Consider the following 24,787-nt stretch of genomic DNA (forward strand, 5'->3'; position numbering starts at 1 on the left):
GGATGACCTTGCGGCCGCAAGTCAGGGACCTGATCGACGCCGGTCCGTTCCCGGACGAGGACGCCGACGAGGAGAGCATCGAGCGCACCGAGCAACTGCTCGACCGGATCACCAAGCCGGTCACCGACGAGGAAGCCCAGGCGCTGGCCACGGTCTTCGGCCCGGACGACTGCTACGGGATGTCCTGGACGCTGCTGCACCTCATCGAGACCGCACCGGGCGCGCACACCGCGCGGTACCCGGCGCACCCGGCGAACCCGTGGCGCGAACTGCTCAACAACCGCGTCGCCGCCGGGGAGAACTGACGTGGAGAACTGATCGGAGCGGCCCGCGCGTGAGCGCCGACCGCCACAACTGGGGGGCCTGATCCATGGGTTGGCGGTTGTTCGCGACGGGTGTCGCGGTGGTCTGCCTGAGCGGCGTCGCGGTCACGCCCGCTCAGGCGCAGCAGGGGCAGGTGCACGCCGCGCCCGGCGCCGAAGTCGTGCCGGGCCAGTACATCGTGATGCTCAAACCCGACCAGGGCTCCGCCGCCAAAGCGGTGGTGAACAAGCACGGCGGCAAGATCGGGCGGGTCTTCCGATACGCGCTCAACGGGTTCACCCTGACCGCGACCGAGGAGCAGGCCAAGCGCCTCGCCGCTGATCCCCGCGTCGACCGGGTCGAGGCGGACGCTGTGGTGCACAACGAGAGCACGCAGACCACGCCGCCGTGGAACCTCGACCGGATCGACCAGCGCACAACGGTCCTGGACGACAACTACACCTACCAGGACGGCGCAGGCGTCGGGGTGACCGCGTACGTCATGGACACCGGTGTGCGCACCGCGCACGCGGAGTTCGAGGGTCGAGCCAGCGTGGGCTACGACGCGATCCGGGACGGCTGGAACGGCGAGGACTGCAGCACCAGCGGGCACGGCACGCACGTGGCAGGCACCATCGGCGGCGCGACCTACGGCGTGGCCAAGAAGGTCAAGCTGGTGTCGGTGCGGGTGCTCAGCTGCGAGAACAACGGGTCGATCAGCCAGATCATCGACGGCGTCGACTGGCTGACCGCCAACGCCACCAAGCCCGCCGTGGTCAACATGAGCCTCGGCGGCGGCCGGTCGGTCGCCGAGGAGACAGCCGTCAAGAACTCGATCAACTCGGGCTTGACCTACGTCGTGGCGGCGGGCAACGACAACAGGGACGCGTGCAACGCCAGCCCGGCCGCGCTGCCCGAGGCGATCACGGTCGGCGCCAGCAACCCGATCGACGAACGGGCCCGCGAGTGGACCGATCCGCCGAGCACGGTGGTCAACGGGTCGAACTGGGGCAGGTGCCTCGACCTGTTCGCGCCGGGCGAGTCGATCAAGTCCGCGCACAACGCGACCAACACCGCGACGGTGGTGCTGCGCGGCACGTCCATGGCGGCCCCGCACGTGGCGGGCGCGGTGGCGCTGCTGTTGTCCCAGTCGCCGAACCTGACGCCCGCGCAGGTGACCAGCACGATCCTCGGCCGCGCCACGGTCGGTGTGCTGCAGGCGAAGGACCTCGGCACGGACTCGCCGAACCGGCTGCTCTACACCGGAGTCCCTGCGCCCGCGGTGTGCACGTTCACCGACGACACCCGCCAGCCGATCCCGGACCAGGGCACGCTGACCAGGACCGCCGATGTGACGACGTGTGCGCGCAAGGTCGCTGACACGGCCCGGGTTCGTGTGCGCGCCGAGCACCCGTTCCGCGGCGACCTGTCCGTGGCGCTGATCGCTCCCAACGGCGTCGAGCGGGTGCTCAGGCAGGCCAATGGCGACGACGCCGCCACGAACCTCGACGAGACCTATCCGCTGACCGGGATGTCCTCAGTGGACGCGAACGGCAAGTGGAAGTTGGTGGTCAAGGACAACTACGGATTCGACGAGGGGGCGTTGCTCGGCTGGACGCTGACGCTGGCCGAGCCCGCGGTCGCCCAACCGGTGGTCACCTCGACGGCATACCCGGCCGATGGCCAGGCGCACGGCGGGGTCGGTGTAGCTGGGTCGTTCACCTTCAAGGCAGGCAGTTCTGTGCCGGTCGCCAAGTACTCCTACCGCCTTGACGGGGAAGCGCAACCCCGTGAGGCTATCGCGACCAACAGCGAGGCGACGGTGTCCATCACTCCGGCGACTGGCGGACCGAGGACGTTGACGGTGCGTGCGGTCAACGGTGTCGGCGAGCCTTCCGACGCGGTCGAGCACCTGTTCATCGTCGCCACCTCTCCGCCTCCCGCAGCTCCAGTTGTGTCCTCTTGGGACTACCCAGCTGATGGCCGCCCCAACGGCGGGGTCGGGTTGCCGGGCGTGTTCACGTTCAAGCCGGGCGGGGCGGAAACGGTTACCCAGTACTCCTACCAGCTCGACGGTGACGCGCAGCCGACTGTGGTGCCTGCAGGCGGCGAGGTCTCTGTTGGTGTCACGCCAGGTGCTGCCGGGCAACGGACGTTGACGGTCCGCGCGGTCAACGGTGGTGTCCAGTCCGCTGCGACCACGCACGCGTTCACCGTGTCGGCCGCGGGCGACATCGTTGACGGCACAGCGGTCTCGATCGACGGAGCTGTGGTCACCGCGTCCATCCCCGCGGACAAGGCGGTGCGGGTGAAGTTCGCTGGCACCGCGGGCGACAAGGTCGGGATCGGGGTGCCGACCAACGCAGTGTCGACCTTCGTGAAGCTGTGGGTGCTCGACCCTTCTGGTAGGTCGCTGAGCTTCGACAGGAACGGCGGCCCCGGGTACACGCCGGTGCGCGGCGGCCGCAGCATCGCGTTACCCACGTTGCCGTCGACCGGTCAGTACTCGATCATCCTCGATCCCGACGGCACCGGAACCGGCGACGCGGGCGTGCAGGTGTCCAGGTGTTCCAGCGCCACCACCGACACCGCGGCGGCGGGATCGCCGTACAACACCACGCGACCAGGGCAGTTCCTCGACCTGAGCTTCGACGGCGACCAAGACACCTGGTACGACTTCGGCGTCACGGACAAGTCGTCGTCGCTGTTCCTCTCAGTGGACGCGATCGACCCGGCGGGCGTGCGGATCGGCGCCACCCAGGTGCCTCTACCAGCAGGCAGGTTCCGCACTTCGGCGGCGGGCAAGTATCGCGTGGTCGTCGGCAACTACTTCGGCGAGGCAACGGGAGCCGCGAAGGTGTGGCTGTCCAAAGAGGTCTCCGCAGGAGACATCACGACCTCGGGCGCGGGCAAGGTCATGACCCTGACCAGACCGGGACAGCACGCGCGCCTGCGGTTCGACGGGACGACCGGGCAGCGGCTGGGTGTCGGGTACACGGACGTCACGCCTGCGAACACGGTGACGACATCCGTTGTGGGGCCTGATGGTTCCGTGGCCACTCCGACGAGCAGTTCCCTGGAGGCGAGCATCCCGGCGTTGAAGGCCACCGGTAGCCACGAACTCCTCGTACACCTCGGCACGGCGATCGGCTCACTCACGGCATCGCTGGCCGCGGACGTCTTGGCCGGTCCGATCGCCGTGGGTGGTGCCACCAAGCAGGTCAGCGTGTCCCGCGCGGGCCAGCACGCCAGGGTCACCTTCGACGGCGTCGCCGGGCAGCGGGTCAACCTCGGGCTCAACGGCGCGGCGGACCAGTTCGTCCGACTGGTCAAACCGGACGGCGCGGCGGTGAACTACGGCGATGTCCTGGGCACGGCGGACAGCGTCTCGTACGGCCCGCTGCCGTCGACGGGGACCTACGAGGTCGAGGTGAGTTCCGCGACCAACACCTCCGCGACAACGACCCTGACGTTGTCGGCCCCGGCCGACGCGGGCACGATCACTCCTGGTGGTGCGGCTGCTCTGGTCTCGGTGACCAGGTCTGGTCAAGATGGTCAAGTATCGTTCGCCGGGGTGTCCGGTGATCGGCTGCGGCTGACCTTCAGCGGCAGCACGTTCGCGCTCAAGACTTTCCTGCTCACAGTGTCCAAACCGGACGGGAGCAAGCTGGTCGACCGGGTGTACCGGACCGACCAGAGTCCGTACGATCTGCCGCAACTGCCCGCCGGGGGAACGTACGTGGTGACGGTCGACCCGTCTTCGGCGGGCACGGGTTCGATCTCCGTCGGCCTCGCCAGGGTGCCGTGACGCGCGTGGATCGACGCACCTTCCTCGCTGCGGTGGCGGTTTCCGGTATCGCGGGTTGCTCTGCCGCACCCCCGGTGTACCACCAGCGCGGTGTCGTGACACCTGCAGCACCTTCGACGGAACTGGTGGCCCTGGACCTCACCGCTCGATCTAGGGACGAGCTCGCCACCACCCTGCGCGCTTTGGGTCCAATCGGGACCATCGCGGTGGGGGCATCGTTGTTCGACGGCCGCTTCGGCATCCCGCGGCCTCGTGGACTGACACCGATGCCGTCGTTCCGCAGCGACGTCCTCGACCCCGCCTGGTGCCACGGCGATCTCCTCGTCCAGGTCGAGAACGGGGCGTTGACCGAGCAGATCCCGCACACCCGCCCCCGATGGCGGATCACCGGCCACCACCAGCAGCGCAACCTGTTCGGCTTCCGCGAGGGAGCGGGCAACCCCGACCCGAACGACCCGGACCTGATGGATCGGCACGTGTGGGTCCAGCCAGGTGCCGGTGAACCCGCGTGGTGCGTAGGCGGCACGTACCAGGTCGTCCGCCTGATCAGGCTGGCCATGCCCACCTGGGACCGAGAACCCGCGCACCTGCAGGAGAAGGTCTTCGGCCGCCACAAAGACTCCGGCGCCCCCCTCGGCGCCCCCGGCGAACAATCCGACCCCGCCTACCCCACCGACCCCGACGGCCACCGCATAGCCCTAGACGCCCACATCCGCCGCGCCAACCCCCGAACCCCCGAGTCCCAAGCCCACCAGATCCTCCGCCGCAGCCACACCTACCACCACTCCCCCGACGACACAGGCCAGATCTTCACCTGCTACCAAAACGACATCCCCAACGGCTTCGCCACGATCCAACAACGCCTAGCAGGCGAAGCCCTTGAGAAATACCTCCTCCCCTACGGTGGCGGCTACTACTTCGTCCTCCCCGCCCCCTCCCCCACCGACCCCCTCGGCCACTCCATGCTCACCGCCTAGCGGCTGGGCTCAGAACGGTGGTTGCACGAGCTCAACGGCGAAGCGTTGCGCCTGTGCGTGCGAGCAGGGCGCTTTCACCAGTGGCGTTCCCTCGGTCAGTGACTCGTCGCGCAGGGAAAGGCAGGTCTCAGTGCCGGTCACGTGCAAGCGGAAGATGCCCGGCGCCACCGGGTCGAGGGTGAACCGCTGCGACGCCTTGTCCCCGACGCAGTCGTCACGGGGTTCGACCAGGTCCTTGCCGTCGCCTTCGCCGATGACGGTCAGGCATCCGATGCCGTGCACGGGGTGATGCCACTGGAACTGCACGGTGGCGTCCCCCAGCGGCTCGACGAACGTGTGCGGCAGCGCTGTACACCGGCTCTGCACGGCGACTTCAGACCTGTAGTGGCCTGATTCGTCATGGCCCTCGGTGACGCACAAAGCCGGGCTGCGCGACGGGTGGATCAGCGCCCAGCTTCCGACCTCGTTGATCGCCAGGCCAGGGACCGGCGGTACTTCTGACGACGGTGGCGAAGTCCGCTGGTCCGAGCCGATCACCCTCGCTCCCAGCAGACCCAGCGCACCCACCAAGGCCAGCGCGCCTATGACGGCGAGCGCCAGGACGGTGCGCGTTGGCCGCTTCGGATCGAGATCAGGTGCCTCGGTCACCGCTGCCGCACCGGCCAGCCTCCGCCGGGCCTCGACCCAGCGGGCCGCGTGGTCGTCGGCGAGGCCGCAAGCACGAACGAACGACTCCACGAACAGCTCACGGGGCAGGGTCGACCGGCCGAGCGTGGACGCGGTGGTGCTCGGTGGCAGTACAGCGCCGTTCGCGGCGGCCTTGCCCTCCAGGTCCCGGTAGGTGAGCCCGGACCAGGCGCGCAAGCGGCGGAGGGCATCGACGAAGTCCGCGGCGGTGGACACGTCGGGATCGGGCATCGCCGACAACGGCTCCGACCGCGCAGATGGGGCCACGCCACCAGGATGGACCGGCCGCGGTACGGCGTCGAGCGACAGATCGTGGCCACGGTTGACGTTCGCCGCTGTCCGGGAGTGTTCCGAACGGCCTTTCCGCCGGTCCTGGCGCCGTGCCGTCGCCAGGATGGTGGCGGGCCCGCCAGGTGGCCCTCGCGACTCGATCATCGAGATTCTGGGGAACCGATGTTCACCACATTCACCACCGACCGCGTGGATCCGGCCGAGCGGTTCGAGAGCCGAGTCCTCGAACCACGTGACGTGCTGTTGTCGATGCTGAGCTTCCCGTCGGTTCGGGTCCAGCGACCGGAAGTGTTGATCCGCCGCTCGGCCCCGGAGGCGTACCAGGTCAACCTGGTGCTCGACGGTCGTGCTGTCGTCGCGCAGCACGGCAGGCAGGCTGTGCTGGAACCAGGCGACTTCTCCGTCTGCGACACCTCGAAGCCGATGCGCGGCAGGCGTGTCGCCACCACCGGCGCGCGGCTGGCACTCGTGCAGGTCCCGAAGGCACGGGTGCCACTGCCGGAATCCGGGCTGCGCGCGTTGATCGCCGTGCCATTCGACACCCGTAGCGGTGTGGGCGGCGTGTTCGCGCGGTGGGTCGTGGACGCCCTCGACCGCGCGGAGGAGTTCACTCCGGCCGACGCGGGTGTGTTGGCGTCAGTGACCACGGACCTGCTGACCGCGGTACTGGCCGAACGGCTGGGCGAGGCGAGACCCGAGGACGACGCGGGCATGCGCAGGCGCGTCCACGACTTCATCGACCAGGAGTTGGGTGACCCGTCGTTGACCCCGGCGTCGGTCGCGCGCGCCCACCACATCTCGCTACGACGCCTGCAGCGCTTGTTCGCCGAACAGGACACGGGTCCTGCCGGGTTCATCCGGTCCCGGCGGCTCGAGCGCTGCCGCCGCGACCTCGCGGACCCCCGGGCGGCCACCACTCCCGTGCACACCATCGGCACCCGCTGGGGATTCCCCGACGCCGCCCATTTCAGCAGGCTGTTCCGGAGCACATTCGGCCACTCACCCGGTGAATACCGCAGGCTGTCGCGGATGAGCAATGGCGGGGCGCATTTCGACAAAGCGCTCATCGCCTGTTCCACGAGAACCTGGGGGCAAGCGGCATTCGCCGCGGACAAATCGAGAGGGGAAGAGACATGGTGAAGAAGGCGATGGCCGGGCTGATCCTCGCCGCGGCCGCGATGGGTGTCGCGGGCACCGCATCGGCGACCACCACCACCGGCTCCGACGTGTTCGTCGTCCAGGGCAGCTGCGGGGACAAGCCGAAGAACCCGGTCACCACCGGGGGCGAAGCGGCCTGGACGATCACCTGCGGCGGCGGCAAGATCCGCGTGCAGGGCTGGGTGAAGGACACCAAGGCCGATGGCAAGGCCGCCGAGGTCTACGGCTCCTGGGGCGACGGCGCCAACTTCGGCACCGTCCACGCCGCCCCCGCGGGCACCCGCGTCGACTTCAACAAGCAACACGCGGGCACCTCGGTATACCTCTACCTGCGGGTCGTCTAGGAGCCACCTCGCGGACCCCTGTCAGTGGGGGGAGGGGTCCGCGAGGCGCCCGCCGCATTCGCCCGTTGTTCTGCACCAACGGCCGAGCACTACCGCCACCGGTCATGTCACGCTGCTCGTGAAGCATGCGGGCCCGCCCGGGTGTCTCGTCGTGTCCCTGGGACGGCAGAGCATGATCGTGCAGGAGTCGCGAGGAGAAGCATCGTCGTGCACACCACCTCCAAGAGAATGCTGGTGCTGTTCGGAGCGCTGACACTGGCGCTGAGTCTTACCTTGACCGCCAACGCCAAAGCACCGTCGGCGCGACCCGCTCCCACGAATGACATCAGTCTCATCAGGAACTACGCGACCCAGAATCCCAAGTGCGTCGGTTTGGCCAACAACGGCAGCACGGCCAACGGAACGCGCCTAGTCCTGTGGGACTGCCACCACGGCCTCGACCAGCAGTGGTCCAAGTCCTGACCCACACCCGACGCCGATCAGTCGAGGGAGTGTCGCCGTCCGCGAGATGTGGACAGCGACACTCCCTCGCCCCAAGGTCACGGCGATCCGAGTCGGGAGGAACCGGTGGTCCGCCGGTCGCGTCCTAGGGCGCGGCGACGGGAGAGGGAGCATGGCGGAACCGACCTTCGGGTTCGACGGGGCGCGGACCGAGGAGGAGATCCAGCGGTGGTCGGCGGGGATGGCCGCCAAGGCGGAGCGGTACCAGGTGATGCAGCAGCGGGTCACCGGCGTCACCTCGTCCGCCTCGTCCAGCGACGGTGTGGTCAGCGTGGTCGTGGACTCCGCGGGGGCCGTGCGGAGCCTGACCTTCACCGACGGTGTCCGCGCGTTCACCGGGGACGCGTTGACCAAGGCGGTCGCAGAGACGATGCGGCGGGCGCAGGCGGGGATCACCGGGCAGGTCGCCGAGATCATGCGGGAGACCGTGGGCGATGACCCGGCGACCGTCGAGGCCGTTGTGTCGAACTACCGGCAGCGGTTCCCCGAACCCGAACCGGAGGACGCGCCTCGGCGCACGCGGCGCGACGACCAGGACGACGACTTCGGCGATTACCCGTTCGGGCGATAGGAGGAGCGGGCGATGGACGGCTTCACCGTCTTGGACAACGAGCTGACGGCGCACATGAGCAGGCTCAACGCGCTGGGTGACCGGTTGGACACCGCGCTCGACGCCGCCAACCAGGTGACTCTGGGGACCGAGGCGTACGGGGTGATCTGCCAGTTCTTCGTGCCGGTGGTGCAGGCGGTCAGCCAGCCGGGCACCCAGGCCCTCGGTGACGCCGCTGCGGCCGTCGAGCAGATGGCGAGCGGGGTGCGCGACACCCTGACCGGCTACAACAACACCGACCGGGCCAACACCCGGCCCTTCACCGGGAACCTCACATGACCAATCCCCTGATCGCCGAGCGGCAGGACTCCACCACCGGCTACTCCGGCATAGGCATCGCCGAGTCCGCCGTCGACCTGTACAACGGCGTGCAGAACGGCTCCTGGGTGGAGGGCGGCCTCGGCTTCGCGGGCACCGGCCTGGAGATGCTGTCGCTGGCCATCGACCCGGTCGGGACGCTGCTGCAGTACGCGGTGTCGTGGCTCATGGAGCACGTCAAGCCGCTGTCGGACGCGCTGGACTGGCTGGCAGGCGACGGGGACCAGGTCGCCGCGTACGCCCAGACCTGGAAGAACGTCGCCAAGGCGACGGCCGCGGTCGCCGTGGACCTGGGTGCGGAGGTCGCCAACGGCACTGGCGGCTGGACCGGGCCCGCCGCCGACGCGTACCGGGCGTTCGCCAAGGACAAGCAGGACAAGATCACCGCGGCAGGCACGGGCGCCGAGACGATCGGCACGGTCGTCGAGGTCGTGGGCATGCTGGTGGCCGCGGTCCGCGAGATCGTCCGCGACCTGGTCGCCGAGTGCGTGGCCACGCTGATCGCCCGCATCCCGCAGTGGGTCGCCGAGATCGGCGGCACGCTGGGCATCGCCACCCCGCACGTGGTGGCCTCGGCGGTCGCGCTGATCAGCAAGTGGGTCGCCAGGATCGGCGACTTCATCACCAAGCTGACCCGCTCCCTGCAGAAGCTGCGCCCGATCATGAGCAAGCTGGGCGAGCTCTGGGACGCCATCCGCAAGGCCCTGCGCAAGGGTCCCGGCGGCGGCACCTCGACCCCGTCGTCCCCCGACGGCGTGAACCCGGTCCGCTCCATCCCCGACGCCCTCGACGGCTCCCCCAGCCCGGACCTCGGCACCACCACCCCGCCGAGCACGCCGTCGACCACGTCGTCCCCGCAGGGCTCCACCGCGCCGCCGACGACGAGCACCTCGCCGTCCACCACCACGCCGTCCTCGGTCGACGCCCCCACCGGCTCCGGTACCCCGTCGACGACGAGCACGACGCCGTCGTCGACCACCACCCCGTCCTCAGTCGACACCCCCGGTACCTCGACACCGCCCACCGACACCGGTGGTGGCACACCCCCGGGCGCCCCTCCCAAGGACCCGGAGACACCGTCTTCACCCTCGGAGCCGCCGCGGCCGATCCCGTCCGACCGCGCCCGCGGCCAGAGCATGGGACACCTCCAGGGCGAACTCACGCGCGACGCCAGCGGGCGCATCACCCACGTGGACGGCCAGCCGCTGTCCGAGCACCTGCGCGACCTGACCGACCGGCGCACCGACGAGATCCGCCGCATGAAGGACAACGGCGACATCTCGGCGAAGGAGCACGGCCCGGTCAACGCCCTCGCCGTCGACACCCGGACCGGCGAGGTGTTCGAGGGCGTCAACGGCAGGCCGCGCGAGGTCATCCCCGAGCAGGACCTGCACCCCGTGCTGCGCGAGCGACTGGAGCAGATGCGCGAGAACGGCCCGTACCAGCAGTACGACCGCGACACCGGCCAACCGATCATGCGCGACGGCCAGCCGTGGCAGACCGAGTTCCCGCACGGCGACAACCCGTTGCGGCACGCGGAGGTCAAGGCGGTCAACGAGATGCTGTGGGCGCGCGGCCCCGACGCCGACGCGAGCACCATGTCGGACTTCCGCGTCGACAACCGCTTCCCGTTCGGCAAGGACGGCCCCGGCTCGGCACCGTGCTGCGCCAACTGCCATAGGATGCTGGAGGGAACCCCCAGCAACGCGGGCCGCTTGACGTACGACCGCGGCCACCCCGACAGCCAGTTCATCCCGGAGTGAGCGCCATGCGAGTCGACTACGACGACGTCGTCTTCGAAGACGACCTCCGCGTCACCTACCAGGGCCGGGCCTTCACCGGCGAGGTGGTCGAACACGCCCCCAACGGCGCGGTCGTCGCCCTCACCACGTACTTCGAAGGCCTGGAGGACGGCCCTTCAGCGGAGTGGTACCCGACGGGCGAGCCGAAAGCAGAGGGCACGGTCCGCGCGGGCAGCGCGGTCGGCGTCCACAAGACCTGGCACCGCAACGGAACCATCGCCACCTACGACGAGTTCACCGACCGCGGCAAACTCACCCTCCGCCGCCGCTGGGACGAGTCCGGCACCGTCCTCGAAGACCGCTCCTTCTCCGCTTGAGCAGGTCACCAGCCGCGGGATCGCCACTCCGCCAGTGACGGACGCTCGGCGCCGAGGGTGGTGTCGCGGCCGTGGCCCGGGTACACCCAGGTCTCGTCCGGCAGTGCGTCGAAGAGCTTGGTGGTGACGTCGTGGTAGAGGGAGTCGAAGGCCGACGCGTCGCCGAAGGTGTTGCCCACGCCGCCGGGGAACAGGGAGTCGCCGGTGAACAGGTGCGGGTGTCCGTGGGGGTCTTGGTAGAGCAGGGCGACGCTGCCAGGGGTGTGGCCGGTCAGGCGGATGACGGTGAGGCTGAACCCGCCGCAGGTGATGACATCGCCGTCGCCCAGGCCGACGTCAGTGGGAACACCAATGGCAGGAGCGTCGGGGGCACCCGCATACGTGCGCGCACCCGTCGCGGCCACCACCTGCGGGAGAGCGTCACGCCAGTGGTCCCAGTGCTGGTGAGTGGTGACCACGATGTCGAGGCGGCCGCCGCACAGGTCAAGCAGCCGCTCGGGCTCGCTGGCGGCGGCGATCATGAGCTGCTGGCCGGTTGATCGGCAGCGCAGCAGGTAGCAGTTGTTGTCGCCCGCCCCGACCGAAACCTTCTCGATGACCACGTCGGGGAGCTCGCGAACTCCCGGCGCGGTTCCGTTGTAGAGATCCACTGGGCCACGATACCGGCGCTGGCCGCCAGGTATCGGCGAGAGCCCGTGCGTCACCCCGCGTGGGCACTGGGCTCGACGGCGGCCAAGCGGTTTCGCAACAGCGAGTAGTCGGCCGCGTTCCTCGGCGCGACCTCCGTCATGTCGGCGAAGAAGCGGTCTCCCGCGGCCTTCAGGGCACCAACGAACGCCACTCGCTCCACACTGGACCGTCGGACCCCCGCACCCGCTCGGCTGGTCACCTCGACCCGGCCGCGTCGGGCCTCGAAGGACAGCTCGACCGGTTGATCCGGGAAGTAGGTCGACACCCGCGGCGTCCTGGTGAACTCCTCCAGCATGTCGACGATGTAGGCCCACAGCTGATCAACATAGTCCCATGTGGACCGACCGATGATCTCCTCGCCGTTGAGCCGCAGTTCAACGGCGCCCTCGATGTGGGTCGGTACCGGCGGTGTCCAGGCGCACCCGGCTACCGGGCGGAACTCGCCGCCCGGTAGCCGGAGGTAGGATTCGACCTCGATCACGGTGGTGAGGCTACCGGGTAGAGCTGGCCGACCCTGCCGTTGTTGAGACCGACGACGTACTCCTTGCCGTTGACCGTGCCCCGAACCTGGTACATGCCCCGGGAGCCGCGGGTGGCCAGCGTGTCCCGGTTCTGCTTGAGCACGTCGCTGACGGTGTCCTGGACGTCGTTCACCGACATCCGCCGGTCGAAGAAGCTCTGCGTCGCCTTCACCGAGCCGTTCCAGTAGGTCGGGTGGTGGCGGGTGAGGATGTGGTCCATGCCCCGCTTGTCGAGCAGGAACGACTGGTTGCCGAACATGTACCGCTTGCTGGTCCAGTCGCGCAGGATCGTCAGGCAGTTGTGCACCAGGACCGGTGTGTCGCCCGCCAGCACGTGGTAGGTGTGCCGGGTGTCCACGGTCAGGTCGTAGGTGCGCGCCGCCATCGAGTGGACGCGGGTCGAGGTGACCTCCGCCCCACCACCGGGTGACTGGACGGGATCTCCCGCGACCAGTTCGTCCGCGCGCACCCAGATCCGCTTGGCCGTGTCGAACACGAGGTGGTGGTCGGTGACCACCACCTCACCGGTGCCGACACCCAACGTGACGTAGCGGGTGTCCTTGTCGGTGATGTGCAGCGCGGTGACCGCGTGCGACTCGAGCTCGCCACCCGGTGCCGCGCTGGCCACCACGTCGCCGACCTCGACGTACTCGATGGCCTTGGTGCCGCCGTCGGCCATCAGGACCCGGGTGCCGCCGACGAAGCTGTTGCACGCGGCCGGGATGATGTTCTTGCCGTAGCTCTCGGCGAGTTCCGAGAGCAGGGCGCGCTCGCCGGTGCGCACCAGGGACTTGGTGAGCTTGTTCAGCTTGCCGAACGGGATGAAGTCCAGCGGGGCGGTGAGGCAGGCGGCGCTGTCTTGGCCCGAGACGCACATGAAGGCGTCGTAGCCGGGCAGCAGTTGCAGCAGCACCGTGTTGTCGGCGTCGAGCAGGCCCTGTGCGTGGGCCTCGAGGCAGAACGCCTCGGGACCCGAGGTCATGCTGCCGCCGCCGCAGATCCGGTCCGCCCAGTGGTGGATGGCGATCCCGTACTCGTTCTCCAGGTAGTCGCGAAGCGGGTAGCGCTCCTTGAGCTCCTTGAAGGTCGGGACGACGACGTCGGCGATCTTGGGCTGCTTCGACCGGTCGGTGTTCCTGCCCGACAGGAACTCCTCGACCTCCTTCTCCTCGCGCCTTTCCGCCTCCGACGAGCACACGGCCCGCCCGGTCGAGCAGCCGACGCTGGTGTTGGCGGGCGAACCGGTGGCGCACCCGTCGCAGAACAGCCCCGTGGGGTCGGAGTGCGTCGTCGGGTTGTTGCTCGCGTACCCGTAGCCGGTCCAGGACTGCGGGTCCGCCGGGTCCAGCACCGGGTCGACCGAGGCGAAGCGGCCGAGCACCGGGTCGTACTGGCGGACGCCCACGTCGACCAGGCCGGTGGTGGCGTTGGTCGGCTTGTCCAGGAAGCCGCGGTTGTCCGCCCACGGGCCGCCCTGCACCACGCCGACCGGGTTGCCGTAGGGGTCCATCTCCCGGCGGGTCTCGGCGAAGCCCACGGCCGACACCGACACCTGGGCCGTACCGTGCTGGTCACCGTGCAGGTACTCCGGTGCGCCGCTGCCCACCCGGCGGGCGACCTTGGTGCCGTTGTGGGTGTAGTACCGCGTGCCGGTGATCGTTCCGGTCGCGGTGTCGCGGGCGAACTCCTGTCCCGGCAGGTACAGGATCACCTTGCCCGGTTCGCGTCGGACGAGCTGGTTGCCGTCGGCGTCGTAGGTGTAGGTGGTGTCGCCGGCGGGCGATTGGACCCGCTTGAGCCGGTTGTTCTCGGTCCAGGTCAAGGTGTGGACAGTGCCGTTGATGTCGCGGCTGGTGGTGTTGCCCGCGTTGTCGTAGGCGAAGCTGCTGCCCGTGTTCCCGCCGGGTCCAGTGGTCGAGGTCGAGGTCAACGCGTGCGGCCGGGCACCGGCCGCGGCCGGGTAGGTGTAGGTCGTGGTGGTGTCCGCTTGGCCGATGCCGTGCCGGGTCTGGCCGGTGCGCAGTCCGTTGGCCGTGAACGTCCACGACGTCCAGTACGGGTCCGGGCCACCGACGTTCGTCGCCCCCGGTGTGGTGCTCGGCTGGCCCGCGCACCCGTCGGTCGCCGTCCACGCCGTGGACAGCCGGTTCAAGGCGTCGTAGCCGAAGCACTGGGTGCGGGTGCTGCCCGACCGAGCGTTGACGATCTTGGTGAGGTTGCCCGCCGGGTCCCGGGTGTAGGTGAGGTCGTCCACCAGCGGGCTGGCCCGCTGCACCGAGAGGTTCGTGTGGTTGACCGCGTGCGTGCGCGGGTCGCGTTCGAAGGTCAGCGTGCCCGCGTTCGAGCCCGAGCTGAGCAGGTACTGGGACTCTTCGCCGACCGGGCTGTAGCTCGTGCCGGACACGTAGTCCCAGACGTTGCTGTAGGTCTCGGTCGGGCTCCCGTACCGGTTGAGCTTGATCGCCAGCGCCTCACCGGGGAGACCGCCCTTGGTCGGCAGGGAGATCCCGGTCAGTTGGCCGGTGCCCGTGTAGGAGTAGGTCGTGGTGTAGAGCCCGTTGAGGCCGGTTTCCTGCGACGGGACCGACACGATGTTGTTCTGCGGCAGCCCGAGCGCGTTGTAGCCGGTGACCCCGACCTGGTAGTTGCCGTCCGCGGTGAAGCGGGTGGTCGAGGCGAGTTGGCCCGTGCCGCCCGATGCCGTGTCGAACACCCACGACGCCAGTTTGGTCCTGGTGGCGGGCGCGGCCCCGCTGTACTCCGCCAGGCGCCTGCCCAGCGCGTCGTAGTCGTAGCTGAGCACCTGTCCGCGCCCGTCGGTGGCGGTGGTGACCTGGTCGGCCAGGTCGTAGGTGCGCGTCGAGTGGCCCGCGTCGGGGTCGACGACGCCGGTCTGCCTGCCCAGGTAGTCGTACTCGAACTCCCACTTGTTGCCCGCCGTGTCCGTGCTCCGGTCCAGCCGTCCCGCCGCGGTGAAGCGGAAGGTCGTGCTGACCGCGGTCCCGCCGGAGACCACGTTCCCCGTGACAGCGGGCTGGGTCTGGTAGCTGCGGGTTTCGACCTCGCGACCGCGCGAGTCGGTGATGCTGGTCTTGGTGACGCCGCCGGTGGGCGGGAACACCGTCACCCTGTCGCCACCGTGGACGGTGGTCGTGGTTGCCTTGAGCGTGGTGCCCTGGTAGTCGGCTGTCTGGGTGACCCGGCCCGCGGCGTCGTACGAGGTGACTGTCCGGTCGTCCACCGAGGCGTCGGGGACCGATACCAGCGCCGTGGCGGGTGCGCCGGTGGTGATGTACCGGTTCTGGCTGCGGATCACCTGGCCGTGCGAGTCGTAGCTGAGGTGGCTCACCACCCGGTTGCTCACGCCCGTCGGGTCGCTGAGGTCGTCGGCCTGGCTCTGCAGTTGCTGGCCGAACGCGTCGAAGAGGCTGATCTTGGTGATGTAGTTGGTTCCCGCGCCGTGGTCGACCAATCCCCGCGACGTCACCGCGAGCGGTCCGTCGGCGCGCAGCAGATAGCTGAACTCGCTGTTGGCGCTCTCTCCGCCCGCCTTGGAGCGGCCCGGTTTCCACACGGCCGTGACGCGGCCGAAACTGTCGTGCGTGGCATCGGTGCGCCTGCCCGCCACGTCCACCATCGCGGTGGTCGATCCGCGTGCGGGGTCGAGGGTGACGGTCGCGGTCTGGTTCTTCGCGTTCGTGGTGGTGTACTGGCTGAGGATGCCGCCCTCAACGGGGGTGTAGGCGGTGGTGGTCTCGCGCAGGAGCGCGTCCTTGCGGGAGACCACCCGTCCGGTGAGGTCGTAGGTCGCGGTGTCGGTGGTCTGGAAGTCGGTGGCGTTGGCGACAGCGGTTTCGGTCTTGGTGAGGTTGCCCCGACCGGCGACCACGCCGAGGGTGCCTTGGCCGTCGAAGTACTGCCGAGTCGCCTCGACGACCGGCGCGGGCGCGGTGACCGGACCGGTGGTGGGGCAGGCGGCGGTGGACTTCCAGCTCTGCGCCACACGATTGCGGATCCAGGCCGCGGTGTCGTCGGCATAGGCGAACGTCGCGCACTGGTCGGTGGTGGCGTCGGCTGCCGAGGTGGTGGCGACCAGTCGGCCGAGCGCGTCATAGCGGTGGATCTCCGACGTCGCGCGGACGCCCCCGGCCGCGAGGTTGGTGATCTCGCGGGTGCGGGCGGTCTGCACGATGTCGGCGGTCGCGGCGGCCAGCCCGGTTCGGGCGCGCGTGGCGGTGGTGGCGACCTTCACCGGTTCGGTGACGACTGTGCTCAGCTGGGCGCCACCCGAACCGAGGAAGGTCTGCTCCTCGTGCGCGACACCGACGAAGAGCGCGTCGTCGACGAAGGTCTCGCCGAGCGAGTTGGTGACCGATGCCGTCCGCTGCTGGTTGGCGGGCAGCGTGTCGCCGTGCATCCCGCGGAAGTAGGTCGTCCTCGTGAGCCGTTGCGCGTCCGGTGCCCCACTCCCGGTGAAGCCCGGGTCTCCGGTGCGGACCTCGACCTGTGCGTAACCGCGGAACTGCCCGTAGGTCCGGTGCGCGGGCTTGACCAGTTCGTTGTCGTCGAAGTGCCAGGCCGGGGTGCCGAGGTAGGTGTAGTCCGACCGCCGGGTGGGCGACAAGCCGTTGCCGTCCTGCACCAGGACCTGGCTCACCGGGTAGATGTGGAAGTAGTCCAGCACCGGGTTCGGGTTGAGCGGCAGGTGCCAGTACACGGGGTAGCAGCGCTTGGTGTTGGTCGCCGGGGCGGCGGGCACCGTGCTCGCCGTGCACTCGACCGGCAGGTACGAGACCAGGTAGTGGGCACCGGTCTCGGTGTTGATGCCGGTGAGCCGCCAGTGGGCCATGGCGGGCTGGTTGTTGTACCCGCTGACCCGGTTGTCCAGGAGCTGGCTGGTGAAGGTGACCGGCGCCATCGCGGTGCCCGCGCCCGCGCCGTCGTAGGCGGTGCGGACCAGTCCGTCCAGCCGCAGTTCAGGGTCACCCGTGCTCGGGAAGACCTGCGTGAGCGCGTAGCTGTCGACGGCCTTCGGCCCGGCACCGACGTCGTACTTCGTGGTGATGGTGGTCAGCCGCTTGGTGGACCAGAAGCTGGGTGCGTGGTTGTTACAGGTGGCACCGACCAGGCAGTGCTGGTCCTGCGGGGTGTCCGGCCACTTGCTCGCGTTCGCGGCGGTGAACTGCGCCGGGTCGCAGGTGAACCCACCCGCGGGCAGGCACCGCTCCGCGACATCGAAGACGACCTGAGCCGGGACCGCCCCGTAGACCGAACCCGAGACCTTGCGCATCCCGTAGTCGATGCGCTTGAGCACACCGCCACGGGTGTACTTCACCCCCGCGGTGCCCTTGTTGGCACCGTAGTAGTTGCTCTCCGGGGTGTAGTAGTACAAAGCCGCGTTGCCGTGGGGATCTTCGACGTAGTCCAGGTTCCAGCGCCAAGCCTGGTCGCACTTGGACTGCGCGAATCCCGCGGCGTTGTAGCACGGGTCCCCCGAGCGGGGACCGTGGACCGGAACCGTCCAGGTGGATCCGGTGGTGTCCTGGGTGGTGCGGCCGGGACCGGAGTCACGCCCGAAGTAGTACTGGACGCCATCGGTCGTGGTGACGCGCCAGTGCTCGCCGTTGCGCGCGCCGTTGGCCGCGCCGGTGAGCAGTTCGACCCGGGTCCCGTCATCCGAGGCAGGGCGCCAACTGCCGTCGGCGTCGTTGCGCACCAACGAGGTGGCGCGGCCGCTGAGGTTCATCGACACGATCTGCCCGGCCCAGCAGAGATCACCGGTCTGGCTGGCCTGCGGCAGGGTGGTGTCCTCGGCGCACTGGCGGTATGTCCGTTCGACGTACCCCGGGGAGTACGACCAACCCTGGCCGATCCAGGAACCCTGGTTGTTGGTCGCCGCGGTCCGGCCGTCGACGCTCGCCGAGCTGTACCCGAGGTTGATCGACGGCAGGACGGATGTGCCCGCGGCAATGGGCGGCACGGTGATCGGGTACGACCAAGTGAACCCACCAGTGCTCCCAGTGACCCCCCAGGTGTTGGCCAGGCTGAGCGAGCTGGCGCTGAACGCGCCGTTGCTGCCATCCGCGTCGGCGACCGCCGCCAAGACGGTCGCCGAGCGGTCACGGCCCTCGGCGGCTATCGGAAGCGTGGCCGTCACCGTCTGGTTGGCGACGTCGTTGCTGGAGGACACCGGCGTCCGGGTCTGGCACGCGGCGACCTGGGGTGTGCTCAACGCACAAGCGGGCAACCGGACCAGGCGCAGTCTGCTGCCCAGATCGGCCCCACCAGCATGGCGGAACGAAGCGTAGTCGAGTGAGACCGTCGCGGCGTCGATGTCCCCAGCCGACGGGAGTACTGAGAGGACTACGGCGGTCCCCGTGCGCTCGGCGACGGAGCGGGCAGCAACCTCCACGCGCACCGCGGGGTTCGGCGTCCTGACACTCGGCGCAGCAGCGACCCGGACCGGCAACACCCCAGCCCGGCGAGCGTTCCCAGCCGGAGCTGCCCGCTCGGCGGAGTTGCGGTTCTCACCGGCCGGGGCCGCCCGCTCGGCTCCCAAGGACACCTCGGCGCCCCCTGCGGCGGGCCACACCGTGGCGGAACGGGTGCTGGAGTCAACCGCCTGCACCGCGCGTACGGCCCCAACCGGTACGACCTGGTGCGCGACCACCTTCTCCCTTGGCGGCGCGGGCAACCTCGACTCAGTGGTGGCCGCCGACGGAGGAGGCGCGATCGCCGCCAACGCCGTGGTGACCATCGCGACCAACACCGCGATCAGCAGCAGTCGCGTAGGTGGAGAATGGACATGGCGAACGTGCAGTTTGTCTTGCATTCACACACCCCAGTGAGAGCCGCCGCGGACCATGGCAAACCGTGGGGAACTCAACCAGACGACAACGTTGTCGAAAATCCGCTAAATGGGCCTATGCGCCCCGAACGGGGAGCTCACCTCACCTCGAGATGGCGATTCTGCCGGTACTGCCGGTTGCCATTCCGGCCCGGGTGTGCGCAGGCTTCGCCTGGTCTTGTCGGTCGTCGAGATATCGGTCAGACCAGGCCGAAGTGGTCTGTGGGGCGGTTGGCTTGGGTTTCGTGGGCCATCCAGTGCCTACCTTCGGCGGCCATGCCCTCGAGGATGTGCAGGGTGTGGGCGAAGCCTGCGGAGTCGAGGTTGATCCTGGAGAAGGTGTCGGCGCTTTCGCCTTGGTCCAGGGTTCCGGTGTCGTTGTGGGTGACGGTGATCTCCTTGGGGTCGCCGTTCATCAGGGACAGTTCCAGGGAGTAGCCGTAGCGGCCGTCCTTGACTATGTCCACTGAGGACACGGCGTCGAAGCGGAAGTTGGTGCGGAGCAGGTCGGTGATCTGGATGTCCTGGAACGCCAGTTCGGCGGTGACCGCGCGGACACCCGCGTCCGTGACGAGGAACACGCGGACCTCGTAGCGCGAGTACCACCAGGGACCGTACTTGCGCCGGGCCCGGCGGTGGCCTTCGGCGGGTGTGCGCAGGAACGCGTACGCGACGACATTGCGCCAGGCCAGGCCGTAGTGGCGCAGGGCGTTGTTCAGCACCAGCGTCTTGTCGCAGTTCAGCCATGCCTCCATTTCCTCCTCCTCCGGCCGGGTCTCGTCCAGTCGCTGCTTCCACGCCTGGTACGCGTCGCGGCGCCAGGTGAGGTGATCGATGTACTCGGCCGTCTCGTCGAAGTACCTGCGCCGCTCGCTGGTGATCCGATACCACCCCCTGGTCGCGTACCACCCCGCTACCAGCAGCACCAGCGCCGCGATCACGGCGCGGACCGGCATCGTCGAGAAGCTCGCGACGACCACTACGACCGTAGACAAAGCCAGGGTCACGGCGGCCGCAGCGCACAGGACCTTGATCGGCCACCCCGTGCGCAGGTCCTCGCGGTAGTTCCACAGAACCTCGTCGTTCCACCGTTTGCGCATGTCAGCCACCAGGACCCTGATCAACCAGCGCACCCGGTCGGGAGCGATCTTGCTGCCCTTGTAGAGCTCGACGATCTCGTCGTGCAGCGTGGCGCGCAGCCCGGCGGTTTCCTGGAACCACCTCTTCCGAAGTTTCTTCTTCTCCTCCGGAGGTGCGTACTTGTTCATGTTGTGGGTGAACGAGCCGTTGACCTTCTTGGCGAAGCTGGAGTGGAACTCTCGGCGCCCGATGGGCACGGCGAAGTGAGCCCACTCCTTCGCGGCCAACCGCTCGGTCTTGTACCGCCAGATCCACCCGGTGCGCGCGGCCACCGCACCCGGAACCAGGACACCGAGGTACGCGATCACAGACCACAGATCACCGCCGTCGAGCACCGCCCACCCGAGTTGGGCGAGACCGGCGGTGAGCAGGATCGTCCACGCCCCGGCCTTGAAGGCGTCGACAGCGGTCGTGGACTCGACCTTCGGCGGCCGGGCCTTGGGCTCGGCGGGAATGGGGTGGAAGTACGCCCACACCCTGCCTTGCCGGTCGTTGGCGTAGCGACCTTGCTCGGCGGCTACGCGGGTGTCGCTCCAGAGCTGGTCCTTGTGCGTGCCCGCGATCACCAACTCCAGGTGATGGACGATCTTGGCGTTGAGATCGGGCGGCAGCGTGACGAGGGCCGCCATCGCGCGTGCTCCGTGCTGGCTGTCGGGTTCCGCACTGTGGTCGACGAAGCCGAAGATCGCTTCGAGGCCGCGGACCCAGTCGTCGACGCCGAAGCAGGCGACCGCCAGGCGGGCGCTGTCGAGCTCGTGGTGTTCAGCGGCGGTCAGGTCCCGCAACGCCCGCTTGCTGAGCATCGCCAACGTCCAGTGGAACCGGACCTCGGCAGTGTCGAACCCGTTCGCGATGGCCTCTCCGATCAAGCTCCGCGCCCGCAACGGAACACCCGAATCGAGGTACCGGATGCCGACGTCGTACTTGCGCTTGGGATCGGCGTTCGGTGCCACGGTGTAGACCGTCGAGTTGTGGTAAACGGTCGAGTTGTTCATCTCGCCGGTCTGGACACCGACCGTGGCGTTGGCCCCGGCGACGTTCGACGTGGTGTTGCCGACCGGGGGCGCTGTACCCACGCTGGTCACATCAGCTCCTTGGCCGCGGCGATCAGGGCGACGACCTTGGCGGCGATCTCCGCGACGTCGGCGACGAGTCCGCGCAGCCGCTTGAGCGCGAGGACGAAGGTGCTGGTGCCCTCCGCGGCCAGGGCATCGCTGGCGGTGTCCAACTCCAGGGACGCAGCCCGGTGAGTCTCGACGTCCATGCGGTCCTGCGCGCGCGCCCGGGTCACGAGATCGCGCAGCACGTCCAGTTCCGCCGCGAGGTCCACGGTGGTCAGCGTCCTGGGTGCCGCGGTCAGCCAGACTGTGCTCCCTGTGACGGTGCCAGCCTGGATCCCGACGATCCCGGAAGCGTTGCTGTTGTTGACGGTCCCCATCACCGCGTTCTCCTCACTGCGCGCACTGTGTTGCCTTCCCTTGACCAACTCGACCGCGAGGCGAACCGCGAAGGCAGCCGCGTTCTTCGCCGCGTTCGGTTGTGACACAACGTCTTCCGCACTCCGCTTGGTACCGTCCGCGAGATCGCTGATACCCCGCACGATGACCACGGGTGCCCCGCTCAGGTGCCCGGCCTGCGCTACGCCCGCCGCTTCCATCTCAACGGCGATCGCGTCGTTATAGTGCTGTCGGAGCCACCGGGCCTCCGCCGAGGTCCGGGAGTTCTGCACGACCTCCCCCGCCGCGATAGCACCGAAGTGCACCTTCGGGGCGGGGGTTTGACCATTCCAGTCGCCGCTGCGCCCCAGGTGGGCGGCGACTTGGAGGACGCCGTGCGCCGCCTCCCACACACGCGGACGGGCTTTCAGACCGTCGTCCTCGCTAGTGCCACCGTGGTAGGCGTACACGTGGGTCGCGACGACCACGTCGCCCAGCGCGGTGTTGTCCCACAGCGCGCCCGCCACCCCGACGAACATGACCGCGACCGGGGAAAACATGCTGACCGCGCGTTCAGCGAGTATCCCGGCGGCGTGGTTGCCCTTCCCGGTGAGCCCGAGCGCGACCCGGCACCCGGTGTCCGTCAGGGTGCCGACCTCGAACCGGGTGCCCGACGGGTGCGTTCGCACCGATGGCGCGACGAGCCGCTGTCTCACCTGCTCGTACTCGACGTTGATGGCGGTCAGCACCACCACGAGGTCATCAGCCATGGCCAGCCTCCTTCTCGCAGTTGTCGGGCCGAACCATCGGGGGGTGCAGCACCGTGCGCGGGCCTGCCCGGAACAAGCGGGCAGGTCGCCCCTTGGTCACCCGGCGACCGGTCCCGGCGGGCACGATGAACCCGTCGACCCCTTGCAGCTTCCGGTAGAAGTTCCGCGGATCCAGGGGGACACCCCACACGGTCTCGTAGACCTGCTGCAGTTCGGAGATCGTGAAAGTCGGTCCGCAGAAGGCGGTCGCCAGCGCGGTGTGCTCCAGCTTCGCCCTGGCCCGTTCAACGCCGTCGGCGAGGATCTTGCGGTGATCGAAAGCTAGCTCGATCACCCCGGACAGCGCGTCCTCCGCGCTGCGCCACGACGCCCCTGCCGCGTCCGTTCCCGCCACCGGCTCCGGGAGGCCGGGCGCGATGGCCAGGTAGGCGACCGACACGATCCGCCCCCTCGGGTCCCGATCCGGCGTGCCGTAGGTGCGCAACTGCTCCAGGTGCAGCTGGGTAGCGTCGAGATCGGCCTCCTCGCGCAACTCCCGGTGCGCGGCCGCCTCGACGTCTTCCTCCGTGTTGTTGAGGAACCCCCCGGGCAGCGCCTGCGCTCCCCGGTACGGGTCGACGCCGCGTTCGACGAGCAGCACCTGCAGGCGTGAGTCGCGCAGCGTGAGGATGACGAGGTCAACGGCCAGCAGGACGGTGGGTGGAGCCCAGTGTTGTTCGGACACGGGCCAACCGTAGCTTACTGTCGGATCGACAGGAAGTGGCCCGTTCGGGTGCTCGGCGACCCAACGTCAGGATGGTGGCGCGACCGACGGCCCGGCATTCGGTTTGTCGTCGAAAAGTCCGCGAACTGACGTGGTAGGCCAATCCCTGTCCACTGGGCGAAAGTGGGGCGTCTGTTGCGAACATTCCGTCAGAGCGGGTATCGGCCAGAGCCACCTCAGCGGTCGGTGCTCCGGTTACGGTCCTGACGGCAATGCCGTCGTCACTGCGAGGTGTTTCTGTGCGCGCATCTTCCCGATTCCGCCGCTGGTCCGTTTTCGTGGCACTCGCTGTTCTCGGCGTCGCTGTTCCGGCGCCCGCGAGTGCCGCGGTCACCCTCCAGTGCGGCGACATTGTGTATGCCAGTGTGGTCTTGGCGAACGACCTCGACTGCACGAACAGCGAAGCTCTCAGTGCTGGTGCTGACGGGGTCACCATCAGCTTGGCCGGACACACCGTGCACGGGCTCGTACACGACAGGGACCACGCCGGCTTCGCCGTGCGGGGTGGGACGGTCGACCTCATCTGGATCTTCGGGCCGAGCGGTGCGCGGATCACCGACGTCCGCACCTCGCTGATCCGCGTTGGCGGGGATGACACGAAGATCGTGCGGACCACCGTTGGCGACCTGCTCGTGCTCAACCCGCACTCCGACGTCGACATCGCCGATTCCACGATCACGGGCAGCTTCACCGCTAGCGGATCGGTGGGGCGCTCCGGCAGCCTCATCCGCAGCACGATCACCGGGGCTCGCGTCGACTTCTCCTCCGGGTGGAACGGGTTCCTGCTCCGCGACAACCGCTTCCAGTCCTCGACCGTGGACTTCAGCCAGTCCGACGGGGGTGTCCTCGTGGAGAACACCTTCACCGATTCCACGGTGACGATCTCCTCGAGCAACAACACCGACATCCGAAAGAACACCTTCCGCGGCTCCCAGACCGCTCTGCGCTTGGCGTCCGAACCGCAGCAGAACACCAACATCGCCTACAACACCTTCGAATCCAACGGCGTCGGCATCCGCGTCGTCGACAACTCCACCGCGCCCCTGCGCGGTACCTCCATCCGCGGCAACACCTTCACCGGCAACACGACCGCGGGCATCTGGGCGACCCTGCAAGCCGCCAGCACCGACCTCGTCACCATCGAGGCCAACACCCTCACCGGCAACGGCCACTCCCCCAATGGCACCGTCGACACCCAGGGCAGCCTGGTGAACGACGGCATCCACATCGACGCGGCCGCGGGCAACAACCTCCGCCTGACCCGCAACACCACCCGGGACAACGCCGACCACGGCATCGAGGCGACCCCGGGATCGGTGGTGGACGGCGGCGGCAACACCACCGCCAACAACCCGGCGGGCTGCCGTGGGGTTCTGTGCCGTCAGGTCGCGTAGGTGCGCCCGCAGGTCTGGTCGAGCGGTGAAGGTTGTCCTCAGTAGCCGCTGTCGCGACAGCAGGGCGCCTGGTGGCCACATGGGACGCCGACGGTAGCGGTACGCCACGG

Annotated in this window: 18 protein-coding genes; 11 read left to right on the forward strand and 7 right to left on the reverse strand. The window is 69.0% G+C overall.

Annotated elements, in window-relative coordinates:
* The first annotated feature begins 2 nt into the window (after positions 1-2).
* The 3 genes from JOD54_RS24505 (at position 3) to JOD54_RS24515 (ending at position 5,088) form a co-directional block, all read left to right on the forward strand.
* Positions 3-305 (forward strand): hypothetical protein, encoded by a 303-nt coding sequence (locus JOD54_RS24505; protein WP_204453516.1) that lies wholly within the window; start codon positions 3-5, stop codon positions 303-305.
* A gap of 77 nt (positions 306-382) precedes the next feature.
* On the forward strand, positions 383-4,111 hold the full coding sequence (locus JOD54_RS24510; RefSeq protein ID WP_204453518.1) for a S8 family peptidase: 3,729 nt from the start codon (positions 383-385) through the stop codon (positions 4,109-4,111).
* Positions 4,112-4,206: 95 nt separating this feature from the next.
* Positions 4,207-5,088 (forward strand): Dyp-type peroxidase, encoded by an 882-nt coding sequence (locus JOD54_RS24515; protein WP_204453520.1) that lies wholly within the window; start codon positions 4,207-4,209, stop codon positions 5,086-5,088.
* A gap of 9 nt (positions 5,089-5,097) precedes the next feature.
* Here JOD54_RS24515 and JOD54_RS24520 read toward each other — a convergent pair whose 3' ends face one another.
* Positions 5,098-6,042, reverse strand: a complete 945-nt coding sequence (locus JOD54_RS24520) for an XRE family transcriptional regulator (protein ID WP_204453521.1) — start codon at positions 6,040-6,042, stop codon at positions 5,098-5,100.
* 186 nt (positions 6,043-6,228) lie between these two features.
* Here JOD54_RS24520 and JOD54_RS24525 point away from each other — a divergent pair, with 186 nt between their 5' ends.
* The 7 genes from JOD54_RS24525 to JOD54_RS24555 all read left to right on the forward strand — a co-directional run bounded on the left by JOD54_RS24525 (position 6,229) and on the right by JOD54_RS24555 (position 11,116).
* On the forward strand, positions 6,229-7,206 hold the full coding sequence (locus tag JOD54_RS24525; protein WP_204453522.1) for a helix-turn-helix domain-containing protein: 978 nt from the start codon (positions 6,229-6,231) through the stop codon (positions 7,204-7,206).
* Complete coding sequence (locus JOD54_RS24530) at positions 7,200-7,568, forward strand: hypothetical protein (RefSeq protein ID WP_204453523.1); 369 nt, start codon at positions 7,200-7,202, stop codon at positions 7,566-7,568. The genes JOD54_RS24525 and JOD54_RS24530 overlap by 7 nt, the downstream gene beginning before the upstream one ends.
* Positions 7,569-7,775: 207 nt before the next feature.
* On the forward strand, positions 7,776-8,030 hold the full coding sequence (locus JOD54_RS24535) for a ricin-type beta-trefoil lectin domain protein (RefSeq protein WP_204453525.1): 255 nt from the start codon (positions 7,776-7,778) through the stop codon (positions 8,028-8,030).
* A 151-nt stretch (positions 8,031-8,181) separates the two neighbouring features.
* On the forward strand, positions 8,182-8,640 hold the full coding sequence (locus tag JOD54_RS24540) for a YbaB/EbfC family nucleoid-associated protein (RefSeq protein WP_204453527.1): 459 nt from the start codon (positions 8,182-8,184) through the stop codon (positions 8,638-8,640).
* 12 nt (positions 8,641-8,652) lie between these two features.
* Complete coding sequence (locus tag JOD54_RS24545; RefSeq protein WP_204453529.1) at positions 8,653-8,958, forward strand: type VII secretion target; 306 nt, start codon at positions 8,653-8,655, stop codon at positions 8,956-8,958.
* Complete coding sequence (locus tag JOD54_RS24550) at positions 8,955-10,760, forward strand: YwqJ-related putative deaminase (RefSeq protein ID WP_204453531.1); 1,806 nt, start codon at positions 8,955-8,957, stop codon at positions 10,758-10,760. The genes JOD54_RS24545 and JOD54_RS24550 overlap by 4 nt, the downstream gene beginning before the upstream one ends.
* A complete protein-coding gene (locus JOD54_RS24555; protein ID WP_204453533.1) occupies positions 10,757-11,116 on the forward strand; it encodes a toxin-antitoxin system YwqK family antitoxin in 360 nt (119 codons plus the stop codon). Before JOD54_RS24550 ends, JOD54_RS24555 begins: the two co-directional genes overlap by 4 nt.
* 5 nt (positions 11,117-11,121) lie before the next feature.
* Here the strand turns inward: JOD54_RS24555 and JOD54_RS24560 are convergent, their stop codons facing one another.
* From JOD54_RS24560 to JOD54_RS24585, 6 genes are all read right to left on the reverse strand, one after another.
* A complete protein-coding gene (locus JOD54_RS24560) occupies positions 11,122-11,766 on the reverse strand; it encodes an MBL fold metallo-hydrolase (RefSeq protein ID WP_204453535.1) in 645 nt (214 codons plus the stop codon).
* 50 nt (positions 11,767-11,816) lie between these two features.
* Positions 11,817-12,287, reverse strand: coding sequence for a hypothetical protein (locus JOD54_RS24565; protein ID WP_204453538.1), 471 nt, complete (start codon positions 12,285-12,287; stop codon positions 11,817-11,819).
* Positions 12,284-19,159, reverse strand: a complete 6,876-nt coding sequence (locus tag JOD54_RS24570; protein ID WP_204453540.1) for an RHS repeat-associated core domain-containing protein — start codon at positions 19,157-19,159, stop codon at positions 12,284-12,286. Before JOD54_RS24570 ends, JOD54_RS24565 begins: the two co-directional genes overlap by 4 nt.
* A 215-nt stretch (positions 19,160-19,374) precedes the next feature.
* Positions 19,375-21,399 (reverse strand): hypothetical protein, encoded by a 2,025-nt coding sequence (locus tag JOD54_RS24575; protein ID WP_204453542.1) that lies wholly within the window; start codon positions 21,397-21,399, stop codon positions 19,375-19,377.
* Positions 21,396-22,520 (reverse strand): 5'-methylthioadenosine/S-adenosylhomocysteine nucleosidase family protein, encoded by a 1,125-nt coding sequence (locus JOD54_RS24580; protein ID WP_204453544.1) that lies wholly within the window; start codon positions 22,518-22,520, stop codon positions 21,396-21,398. Before JOD54_RS24580 ends, JOD54_RS24575 begins: the two co-directional genes overlap by 4 nt.
* Positions 22,513-23,244, reverse strand: a complete 732-nt coding sequence (locus JOD54_RS24585) for an NUDIX hydrolase (protein WP_204453546.1) — start codon at positions 23,242-23,244, stop codon at positions 22,513-22,515. Before JOD54_RS24585 ends, JOD54_RS24580 begins: the two co-directional genes overlap by 8 nt.
* A gap of 317 nt (positions 23,245-23,561) precedes the next feature.
* Here JOD54_RS24585 and JOD54_RS24590 point away from each other — a divergent pair, with 317 nt between their 5' ends.
* Positions 23,562-24,677 carry a right-handed parallel beta-helix repeat-containing protein gene (locus tag JOD54_RS24590; RefSeq protein WP_204453548.1) on the forward strand — a complete coding sequence of 372 codons (1,116 nt, stop codon included), beginning with the start codon at positions 23,562-23,564 and terminating at the stop codon, positions 24,675-24,677.
* Positions 24,678-24,787: the final 110 nt, after the last annotated feature.

Origin of the sequence: Actinokineospora baliensis (assembly GCF_016907695.1) — a bacterium.
In the GTDB taxonomy this organism is placed as follows: Bacteria; Actinomycetota; Actinomycetes; order Mycobacteriales; family Pseudonocardiaceae; genus Actinokineospora; species Actinokineospora baliensis.